The organism is Gemmatimonadaceae bacterium (genome assembly GCA_036273715.1).
Classification (GTDB): domain Bacteria; phylum Gemmatimonadota; class Gemmatimonadetes; order Gemmatimonadales; family Gemmatimonadaceae; genus JADGGM01.
Window position 1 is genome coordinate 1 of sequence record DASUHB010000009.1, and the last position, 9920, is coordinate 9920.

The 9920-nt window shown below is 64.4% G+C and carries 10 protein-coding genes; all 10 read left to right on the plus strand.

Annotated features, from left to right (window positions below; translation table 11 throughout):
• Positions 1-141: elongation factor Tu (gene tuf / locus VFW04_01065; protein HEX5177893.1), on the plus strand; the 141-nt coding region annotated here is incomplete at its 5' end.
• Between the two features lie 34 nt (positions 142-175).
• Entirely contained in the window at positions 176-328 is a 153-nt protein-coding gene (gene rpmG / locus VFW04_01070; protein HEX5177894.1) for a 50S ribosomal protein L33, read from the plus strand.
• Between the two features lie 2 nt (positions 329-330).
• The gene (gene secE, locus VFW04_01075) at positions 331-570 is read left to right on the plus strand and encodes a preprotein translocase subunit SecE (protein ID HEX5177895.1); all 240 of its coding nucleotides are present in this window, start codon (positions 331-333) and stop codon (positions 568-570) included.
• Positions 571-581: 11 nt separating this feature from the next.
• The gene (gene nusG / locus VFW04_01080; GenBank protein ID HEX5177896.1) at positions 582-1130 is read left to right on the plus strand and encodes a transcription termination/antitermination protein NusG; all 549 of its coding nucleotides are present in this window, start codon (positions 582-584) and stop codon (positions 1128-1130) included.
• Between the two features lie 91 nt (positions 1131-1221).
• Positions 1222-1647: a 50S ribosomal protein L11 gene (gene rplK, locus VFW04_01085; protein HEX5177897.1), complete on the plus strand. Its 426-nt coding sequence runs from the start codon at positions 1222-1224 to the stop codon at positions 1645-1647.
• The gene (rplA, locus tag VFW04_01090; GenBank protein HEX5177898.1) at positions 1647-2339 is read left to right on the plus strand and encodes a 50S ribosomal protein L1; all 693 of its coding nucleotides are present in this window, start codon (positions 1647-1649) and stop codon (positions 2337-2339) included. Before rplK ends, rplA begins: the two co-directional genes overlap by 1 nt.
• 6 nt (positions 2340-2345) lie before the next feature.
• Positions 2346-2861, plus strand: coding sequence for a 50S ribosomal protein L10 (gene rplJ / locus VFW04_01095; GenBank protein HEX5177899.1), 516 nt, complete (start codon positions 2346-2348; stop codon positions 2859-2861).
• A gap of 79 nt (positions 2862-2940) precedes the next feature.
• On the plus strand, positions 2941-3336 hold the full coding sequence (gene rplL / locus VFW04_01100) for a 50S ribosomal protein L7/L12 (GenBank protein HEX5177900.1): 396 nt from the start codon (positions 2941-2943) through the stop codon (positions 3334-3336).
• A 235-nt stretch (positions 3337-3571) separates the two neighbouring features.
• On the plus strand, positions 3572-8161 hold the full coding sequence (gene rpoB / locus VFW04_01105) for a DNA-directed RNA polymerase subunit beta (protein ID HEX5177901.1): 4590 nt from the start codon (positions 3572-3574) through the stop codon (positions 8159-8161).
• 3 nt (positions 8162-8164) lie between these two features.
• The coding region (locus tag VFW04_01110) for a DNA-directed RNA polymerase subunit beta' (protein HEX5177902.1) at positions 8165-9920 on the plus strand (1756 nt) is incomplete at its 3' end.

Sequence of the window (9920 nt, forward strand, 5' to 3'; positions counted from 1 at the left end):
GAGATGGTGATGCCGGGGGACAACATCCAGATGGAGATCACGCTGATCACGCCGATCGCCATGGATGAGGGGCTGCGGTTCGCCATTCGCGAAGGCGGGCGCACGGTCGGCGCCGGCGTCGTCACCAAGATCATCAAGTAACGCCTAACGGCAACGAGCAACAGGCAGGTATCGCATGCCGCGTGAAAAAATCATTCTCGCCTGTGGCGAGTGCAAGAATCGAAACTACTTCACCGCGAAGAACAAGCGTACGCACCCGGAACGGGTCGAGTGGAAGAAGTACTGCCCGCGGTGCAACACGCATACAGTGCACAAGGAAACGAAGTAAGAATGCCGGCAGCAGTCACGAAATTCACCACGGCGGTTCGCACGAGCGCGGTGGACTTTGCGGATTTCATCACCGCCGTCCGCGTCGAGATGCGCAAGATCACGTGGCCCGATCGTGTTCAGCTTCGCAAGAACACGATCGCGGTCATCATTTTCGTGCTGCTCATCGCCGGGTTCATCGCGCTGCTCGACGTCATTCTGCAGGGCGTGCTGGTGTCCGGCGTGCCGTCTCTCTTCAAGTGAGCAACGTCGGCATGGCTCCTCAGCATCGATGGTACGCGATCCAGACGACGGCCGGCCACGAGAACAAAGTGCGCTCGCTCATCCAGCGCCGCATCGAACAAGACGCGCGGCCTGCTGAAGAACGGGCGATCCGCCAGGCGCTCGTGCCGACGCAGGAAGTCGTCGAGATCAAGAACGGCAAGAAAGTGACGGTCGAACGGAAGATCTACCCGGGATACGTGCTCGTGGAGATGGTGATGGACCAGGAAACGGCCCACACCATCAACAACATCCAGGGCGTGATCAAATTCGTTGGGCAAGACCGCTTTCCTCAGCCGCTCAGGCCCGACGAGGTCAATCGGCTGTTAGGCATTGCGGACGAGACAGAGCCGGAAGAGCCCAAGGAAGAAATTCCGTTCATGGTCGGACAGGCCGTCGAGATCACCGAAGGCCCGTTCAGCGACTTCAGCGGAACCGTCGAAGAAGTGTATGCGGACAAAGGAAAGGTTCGCGTGTCGGTGAGCCTGTTCGGCCGGCCCACCAGCGTCGAGCTGGATTACTTGCAGTTGAGAGGCTACTGACCAGTCCTCTCCACGTCGTCCACCACAGCGACGCTAAACACACCGTGGCAGAACCGCGCGACGACCTCGCGCATTCGACAGCGGAGTACTGATGGCACGAAAAGCGATTGGCTTCGTCAAGCTGCAGATTCCGGCAGCCCAGGCGACGCCGGCCCCACCGGTCGGCACCGCGCTTGGACCGCACGGCATCAACATCATGGCGTTCGTGAAGGAGTTCAACGCGAGGACGCAAGCCCAGGCCGGCACGATTCTGCCGGTCGAGCTGACGATCTTCTCGGATAAGTCTTTCACGTTCATCACGAAAACGCCGCCGGCCGCGATCCTCATCAAGAAGGAACTCGGCCTGGAGTCCGGTTCGGGTCAGCCTAACCGGAACAAAGTCGGCAAGTTGACCAAAGCGCAGGTCCGGAAGATCGCCGAGATCAAGCTGCCCGACCTCAACTGCGATTCCATCGAGAGCGCGATGGCCATGGTGGCCGGCGCCGCACGCTCGATGGGTGTCGAGGTGGGCGACTGATGCGACGCCACGGCAAGAAGTTCACGGCCGCCGCCAAGCGCATGCAGAACGGCAACGGCAGCATGCCCGCGCGTCAGGCGATCGACCTCGTGAAAACGAACGCGTTCGCCAAGTTCGATGAAACGGTCGAGGTCGCCGTCCGGTTAGGCGTCGATCCGCGCCACGCCGATCAGGTCGTCCGCGGCACCGTCGTGCTCCCGGCCGGCACCGGCAAATCGGTGCGCGTCGCCGTCATCGCCGTCGGCGAGAAAGCGCGCGAGGCCGAAGCTGCTGGAGCGGATGCCGTCGGCGTCGAGCTCGTGCAGAAAATCAAGGACGGCTGGCTCGAGTTCGACGTACTCATCGCCACTCCCGACCAGATGGGCCAGGTCGGACAGTTGGGCCGGGTGCTCGGACCGCGCGGCCTCATGCCTAACCCAAAGGCCGGCACCGTGACGTTCGATCTCACGCGCGCGGTCAAGGAAGTGAAGGCGGGCAAGATCGAGTTCCGCGTCGACAAGGCGGGCAACGTGCACGCCGCCATCGGCAAAGTCTCCTTTACCGCCGATGCGCTGAATGAAAACTTCACCGCGTTCATGGACCAGATCGTTCGCTCCAAGCCGGCCGCGTCGAAAGGCGTCTACATCAAGAACCTCGCGATTTCGAGCACCATGGGGCCCGGCGTCGCCATCGACACCACCCCGTACCGGTAACCGACGATGAAACGCGCGGAGAAAGACCAACTCGTCAGCGAGCTGACGACGAAGATCAAAGGCGCCACGGCGCTGTACTACACCGACTTCACCGGGCTCAACGTCAAGAACATGACGGAGCTCCGCCGCCGCTTCCGTCGTGCCGGCGTCGAGTACGTCGTGATCAAGAACAGCCTGGCGCTCCGGGCCGTGAACGACAGCGGTCTCGCCGGCACCAAGCTCAAAGGACCGACCGGCGTCGTCGTCGGCCGCGATCCCGTGGCGGCGGCGAAAGTGCTCGCCGATTTCGCCAAAGAACACGAGCAAAAGCCCGAGATCAAGGGAGGCTTGCTCGAAGGACGGGCCATCGGCGGAGCGCAAGTCAAGCACCTGGCATCGCTTCCGTCGAGGGACCAGATGCTCGCCGATTTCGCGGCCGGGTTGCAGTCGCCGCTCGCAGCGTTCGTCGGCGCGCTCAACGGGCTGCTCTACATGTGGGTCGGAGCGCTCGAAGCACTGCGGCAGCAAAAGGAAAGCGCGTAACGAGCAGCCGGCGGAGGCTGCTCACATAGGGCGCCGGCGTCGGGTCACCACGTACCTATTCAGTCGAGAGAACGGACACATGGCAAACGCAACCCTGGGCAAGGACGACATCCTCGAGGCGATCGGCAACATGTCGGTGCTCGAGCTCGCCGACCTCATTGAGTCGTTCAAGTCGAAGTTCAACGTGACGATCGCCGCCGCTCCCGTGGGCGGTGCGGCGCCAGCCGGCGGCGGTGCCGCCGCCGCCCCGGCCGCCGAAGAGCAGACCGAGTTCGCGGTCACGCTCAAGGAAGCCGGCGCCAAGAAGATTCAGGTGATCAAAGTGGTCCGCGAGATCACCAGCCTCGGCCTCAAAGAGGCGAAGGACCTCGTCGATGGCGCTCCGCAGACCGTGAAGGCGGGCGTGTCGAAGGAGGAAGCGGCCCAGATCAAGGCGAAGCTGGAAGAGCAAGGCGCGGTCGTCGAGGTCAAGTAGCCGACTGCGGTACCCGGGCGGTGTATCTTTAATTGCGCCGCCCGGGAACTGCCGCGCAGCCTAAACGGTATATAATCGGGTGCGGCTGCCGGTCGTCTCTCGGGTTCCCGGCGCGAATGGTCTTAAAGCCAGCATCGCAGCGACAATCGATTGTTCTTTCTGTGCTCCCCTTTGCCCTCGCGAAATCGCGACGCGGTGAGGGAGGAGCGGTTTTGCGTCTGTGCGCGGGTGATCAATGCCAGAATCGTTGAAGCAAATTTCCTTCGGAAAGCTCGACCAGGGGATGGACATGCCCCATCTCCTCGACATCCAGACGCGCGCCTTCGAGGCGCTGCTCCAGCTGGATGCCGCGGCCCACGATCGCGAGGACATCGGCCTCGAGCGCGTGTTCAAGGACCTGTTCCCGATCACCGACGTCCACGAGAACTATTCACTCGAGTTCGTTCGCTACTCCCTCGGCGACCCGAAGTATTCGGTCGAGGAGTGCATCGAACGCGACATGACGTACTCCGCCCCCCTCAAGGCGACCCTGCAGCTCGTCGTCAACGAGGAGGTCAACGGACAGAAGCGGCCGCGCAACATCATCGAGAAAGAGGTCTACCTCGGTGAGCTGCCGCTGCTGACGCCGTTAGGCACCTTCGTCATCAACGGCGCCGAGCGCGTGATCGTGAGCCAACTGCACCGCTCGCCGGGCGTCGTGTTCGAGGAGTCGACGCACCCCAACGGGCAGCGCCTCATCTCGGCGCGCATCATCCCGTTCCGCGGGTCGTGGGTCGAGTTCACGGTGGACATCCACGACGTGATCTACGTCCACATCGACAAGAAAAAGAAATTCCCGGCCACGGCGCTGCTCCGCGCGTTAGGCTACGGCAGCAACTCCGACATCCTGCGCCTCTTTTTCGCCGTGCGCGAACTCGACCTCACCAAGAAGCTCGAGAGCCGCGGCGATCAGCGCGAGGTGTTGGGCGCCATCATCGCCGAGGACATCACGCTCGCCGGCGAGGCATCGGATCCCGATGCGCCAAAGCTCAAAACCAAGAAAGCCCGCGCCGAGCGCGAGCGCGCCGAAGCCGAGATGCTCGTCAAGGAAGGGGACGAACTCACCCCGGAGGTCTACAACCGCCTCCGTCGGTTAGGCATCGACGCGATCAAGGTCTTCTCGTCCTACATGACGATCGACCTCCGCGACGAAATCGACGCCATCGAGCGCGGCGAGCGCACGACGCGCCGCGTGCTGGCCGTCGACGTCGTCGACGCCGACACCGGCGAGGCCATTGCCGAGACCGGCCAGACATTGACCGACACGCTGCTCAAGAAGCTGCGCCGCCAGGACATCAACAAGGTCCAGGTGTTCGTCGCCTCCGGCCGCGCCGAGTCGACGCTCATCAAGAACACGCTGGCCAAGGACCCCACGAAGAGCGAAAAGGAAGCGCTGCAGCAGATCTACTCGCTGCTGCGCCCGGGCGAAGCGCCCAACCTCGAGACCGCGCGCGTCGCGCTCGAGCGCCTGTTCTTCTCGCCCAAGCGCTACGACCTGGGCCGCGTCGGCCGCTACAAGATCAACCAGCGGTTAGGCCTCAAAACGCCGGCGTCGCACACCGTGCTCACGAAGGATGACTTCGTGGCCATCGTCCGCTACCTGGTGGAGCTCCACGAAGGCCGCGGCCACACCGATGACATCGACCACCTGGGCAACCGCCGCATCCGCTCGGTGGGCGAGCTGATCGCCAACCAGTTCTCCGTCGGCCTCTCGCGCATGGCGCGGCTGGTCAAGGAGCGCATGTCGATCAACACCGACCCCGAGAAGATCACGCTCGACGATCTCGTCAATGCGCGCACCGTCAGCGCGGTGATCCAGGCATTCTTCGGATCGTCGCAGCTGTCGCAGTTCATGGACCAGACCAACCCGCTGGCCGAGCTGACGCACAAGCGGCGCCTCTCTGCGTTAGGCCCGGGCGGTCTGACGCGCGAGCGCGCGGGGTTCGAGGTCCGCGACGTGCACTACTCGCAGTACGGCCGCATGTGCCCGATCGAGACGCCGGAAGGTCCCAACATCGGACTCATCACCTCGCTCGCCTGCTACGCGCGGGTGAACGATCTCGGCTTCGTCGAGACGCCGTATCGCGTGGTGCGGAACGGCAAGGTCACGCACGACATCGAATGGCTCGACGCGAATCGCGAGGAAGATGTCGTGATCGCGCAGGCCAACGCCAAACTCAAGCCCGACGGCTCGTTCGTCGAAGATCTCGTGCTCTGCCGCCAGCGCGGCGACGTCCCGCTCGTGCCGCCGGATCGCATCGACTTCATGGACGTGGCGCCGGAGCAGCTCGTGTCCATCGCCGCCGCGCTCATCCCGTTCCTCGAGCACGACGACGCGAACCGCGCGCTCATGGGATCGAACATGCAGCGGCAAGCAGTGCCGCTCCTCAACCCGCGCACGCCCGTGGTGGGTACCGGTCTCGAGGAGAAAGTGGCCCGCGACTCCGGCGCGGTGGTCATCGCGCGGCGGTCGGGCGTCGTCACGCGCGTCACGGCCGACGAGATCATCGTCGATGCCGGTCCCGCGGAGCGCGCCAAGAGCGAGGATCGCCGCCATGACGACCGGCCGCTGGCTCGCCTGACGCAAAACGACCGCTACCGCCTCAAGAAATACTGGCGCACCAACCAGGATACCGCCATCAACCAGCGCCCGCTGGTTCGGTTAGGCCAGCGGGTGAAGGCCGGCGACGTGCTGGCCGATGGCGCCGGCACGGAGATGGGCCAGCTCGCCCTCGGCGCGAACGTCACGGTCGCGTTCATGCCGTGGTACGGCCACAACTTCGAGGACGCCATCGTGCTCTCCGAGCGCCTGGTCAAGGACGACGTCTATTCGTCGATCCACATCCAGGAGCTCGAGCTCCACGTCCGCGACACCAAGCGCGGCCAGGAAGAGATCACGCGTGAAATCCCGAACGTCGCCGAGGAGTCGCTGGTCGACCTCGACGAGCGCGGCATCATCCGCATCGGCGCGCACGTGAAGCCGGGCGACATCCTCGTCGGCAAGATCACGCCCAAGGGCGAAACCGAGCTCTCGCCCGAAGAGAAGCTGCTCACGGCGATCTTCGGCGAGAAAGCAAAGGACGTGAAGGACTCGTCGCTCAAGGTGCCGCCGGGCATGGAAGGCGTGGTCATCGACGTGAAGATCTTCTCGCGCATCGACGACCAGGTGATCGAGAAGGATCGCGGCGAGCGCATCGGCGAAGTCCGCCGTCTCGAAGCGGATGAGAAGGTGCGGGTGAACGAAGTGCGCGATGGCGAGCTCGCCGAGCTGCTCGAGAATCAGACGGTGACGCTCGCGCTCAAGGCCGGCACCGTCGAAGAGGCGATCACGGCCGGAACCAAGCTCACGCCCGAAGCGGTGCGCGAGCTGCGGATTCCGACGCTCGACCTCAAGACGTTCCGCGTCGAGAACAAGAAGGCGAACGAGCGCATCCGCGAAGTGATCGAGGCCGCCAACGCCGAGAAGGCGCGCATCGAAGAGAAGGCGGAAGAGCGCATCGACAAGATTCTGCAGCCCGACGAATTGCCGCCGGGCGTGATTCAGTTGGTCAAGGTGTATCTGGCCGAGAAGCGCAAGGTGAGCGTCGGCGACAAGATGGCCGGCCGGCACGGCAACAAGGGCATCGTGGCGCGCATCGTCCCCGAAGAGGACATGCCGTTCCTGCCCGACGGCCGTCCGGTGGACATCGTGCTCAATCCGTTAGGCGTGCCGAGCCGCATGAACGTCGGTCAGATCCTCGAGACGCACCTGGGATGGGTCGCGAAGATCCTGGGCTTCTACGCCAAGACGCCGGTGTTCCAGGGCGCCAACGAGCGCGAGATCGGCTTGCTCCTCAAGCTCGCCGGCGTTCGGTGGTCGGCGCAGGCGCTCGCGCTGCACGCGCCGGCGCCGTCGATCAGCGACGCCGACGTCAAACGCTTGCTCGCCGACGTCAAACCGTCGCGCGAGGAAGGCGAGATGCACGCGAACCTCGGCGACGCGACGATCAACGATCTGTCGGGCCGCAGCATGTCGCAGGAGACGCGCGATCTGACTCACCGCGTGCGCGACTTCCTCGTGGCGGCGGCGTCCGAGATCGCGGAGCACGAGGCCGCGGAAGTGAAGGCGCAGATCGATCTGCACACGGCGCTGTCCGACGACGAGTCCCTGTCCAAGGAGCGGCGGGCGGAGCTCAAGAACGCGCTCCGGCAGCTCGAGAAGCTCGCGGCGCGCGACGCCGCGGACACGCTCGAATCGCTCGAGCTGCCCGCGCTCGCGCGGATGCTCGGCCCCAAGTCGGAAGTGGACGTGGATGCCGCGGCGGTGGAGCTCATGCGGCTCGCCCGCCTAACGGTGGCCGGCAAGGTGTGGCTGCGCGACGGGCGCAGCGGCGAACGGTTCGCCAGTCCCGTCACCGTGGGCGAGATCTACATGCTCAAGCTCTCGCACCTGGTCGATGACAAGATCCACGCACGGAGCATCGGACCGTACTCGCTGGTCACCCAGCAGCCCTTGGCCGGCAAGGCGCAGTTCGGCGGCCAACGGTTTGGAGAAATGGAAGTGTGGGCGTTGGAGGCGTATGGCGCCGCGCACACGCTGCAGGAGATCCTCACCGTCAAGTCCGACGATGTGAACGGTCGCAGCCGCGTGTACGAGGCCATCGTGAAGGGCCAGAATCTTCCGGAGCCCGGGATTCCGGAGTCGTTCAACGTGTTGGTGAAGGAGCTGCAAGCGTTAGGCATCTGGGTCAAGCTCGGCTCCACCGACGGCGATGGCATGAACGGCAACGGCAACGGAGAGGAGTAGCACATGATCGACTTCCGCAGCGTGCGCGAGCCGCGCAGCTCGAGCTTCGACTTCATCCAGATCCGGATCGCCTCCCCCGAGGAGATCCGCGGTCCCAAGGACCCCAAGGAACGCGAGCGCCTCGAAATGCAGGGGCTCCGCAACTGGTGGTCGTGGGGTGAGGTCACGAAGCCCGAAACCATCAATTATCGGTCGTTCAAACCTGAAAAGGACGGCCTCTTCTGCGAGCGCATCTTCGGTCCGGTGAAGGACTGGGAATGCCATTGCGGGAAGTACAAGCGCATCCGCTATCGCGGTGTGATCTGCGACCGCTGCGGCGTCGAAGTGACCCTGTCTCGCGTTCGCCGCGAGCGCATGGGCCACATCGAGCTCGCCGTTCCCGTCGCGCACATCTGGTTCTTCAAGACGCTGCCCAGCCCCATGGGCAATCTCCTCGACATCACCCTCCGTGATCTCGAGAAGATCATCTACTACTCGAACTACGTCGTCATCGAACCGGGCCAGCAGGACGTGGTGCCTAACCAGCTGCTCGATGAAGACGAGTATCTCACGCTGCGCGACAAGGCGCGGCAGGAAGGCGACGACGCGTTCCGCGCCGACATCGGCGCGCCCGCCGTGCGCGAGCTGCTGCGCCGCCTGGATGTCGACAAGATCTCGGACGAGCTGCGCTCCGCCGTGGCCGTCGAATCCTCGCAGCACCGCAAAAAGCAGCAGCTCAAGCGGCTCAAGATCATCGACGCCTTCCGGAACTCCGGCGACGCCGGCGGCACCAGGAACAAGGCCGAGTGGATGATCATGGACGTGATCCCGGTGATTCCGCCGGACCTGCGTCCGCTCGTTCCGTTGGACGGCGGCCGCTTTGCCACGTCCGACCTGAACGATCTCTATCGCCGGGTGATCAACCGCAACAACCGGCTGCAGAAGCTGATTCTGCACCGGGCGCCGGAAGTCATCCTGCGCAACGAGAAGCGCATGTTGCAGGAAGCGGTGGACGCGTTGTTCGACAACGGCCGCCGCTCGAAAGCCATTCGCGGCCGCGGGAAGCGTCCGCTCAAGTCGCTGTCGGACATGCTCAAGGGCAAGCAGGGGCGGTTCCGCCAGAACCTGTTAGGCAAGCGCGTGGACTACTCGGGCCGCTCGGTGATCGTCGTTGGGCCGGAGCTCAAGCTGCACCAGTGCGGCCTGCCCAAGGCCATGGCGCTCGAGTTGTTCAAGCCGTTCATCATCCACAAGCTCGTCGACAAGGGCATCGCCGAGACGGTCAAGCGCGCCAAGAAGATCGTGGAGCGGGAGTCGCCCGAGGTGTACGAGATCCTCGAGGAGATCATCCGCGACCACCCCGTGCTCTTGAACCGCGCGCCGACGCTGCACCGGTTAGGCATTCAGGCGTTCGAGCCGGTGCTGGTGGAGGGCAAGGCCATCCGCATCCACCCGCTCGTGTGCGCGGCGTTCAACGCCGACTTCGACGGCGACCAGATGGCGGTGCACGTCCCACTGTCGTTCGAGTCGCAGCTCGAGTCGCGGCTGCTCATGCTGTCGTCGAACAACATCCTCAAGCCGTCCGACGGCCGCCCGGTGGCGGAGCCCAGCCAGGACATCGTGCTCGGCTGCTACTTCCTCACCAAGGCGCCGCTCGACTTCGAGGCCAAGCTCAAGAACGCACCGCGCTACTCCACGCTCGCCGAGGTGGAGATGGGTCTTGCGTTAGGCAACGTGCAGTTCCAGAGCCCGGTGCGGTATCTGGTGCGCGACGGGCGCG

What these genes read in the sequence shown, in the direction of transcription:
- rpmG (HEX5177894.1), top strand. Translation starts at nt 176, where the DNA reads ATGCCGCGTGAAAAAATCATTCTCGCCTGTGGCGAGTGCAAGAATCGA.
- secE (HEX5177895.1), top strand. Translation starts at nt 331, where the DNA reads ATGCCGGCAGCAGTCACGAAATTCACCACGGCGGTTCGCACGAGCGCG.
- nusG (HEX5177896.1), top strand. Translation starts at nt 582, where the DNA reads ATGGCTCCTCAGCATCGATGGTACGCGATCCAGACGACGGCCGGCCAC.
- rplK (HEX5177897.1), top strand. Translation starts at nt 1,222, where the DNA reads ATGGCACGAAAAGCGATTGGCTTCGTCAAGCTGCAGATTCCGGCAGCC.
- rplA (HEX5177898.1), top strand. Translation starts at nt 1,647, where the DNA reads ATGCGACGCCACGGCAAGAAGTTCACGGCCGCCGCCAAGCGCATGCAG.
- rplJ (HEX5177899.1), top strand. Translation starts at nt 2,346, where the DNA reads ATGAAACGCGCGGAGAAAGACCAACTCGTCAGCGAGCTGACGACGAAG.
- rplL (HEX5177900.1), top strand. Translation starts at nt 2,941, where the DNA reads ATGGCAAACGCAACCCTGGGCAAGGACGACATCCTCGAGGCGATCGGC.
- rpoB (HEX5177901.1), top strand. Translation starts at nt 3,572, where the DNA reads ATGCCAGAATCGTTGAAGCAAATTTCCTTCGGAAAGCTCGACCAGGGG.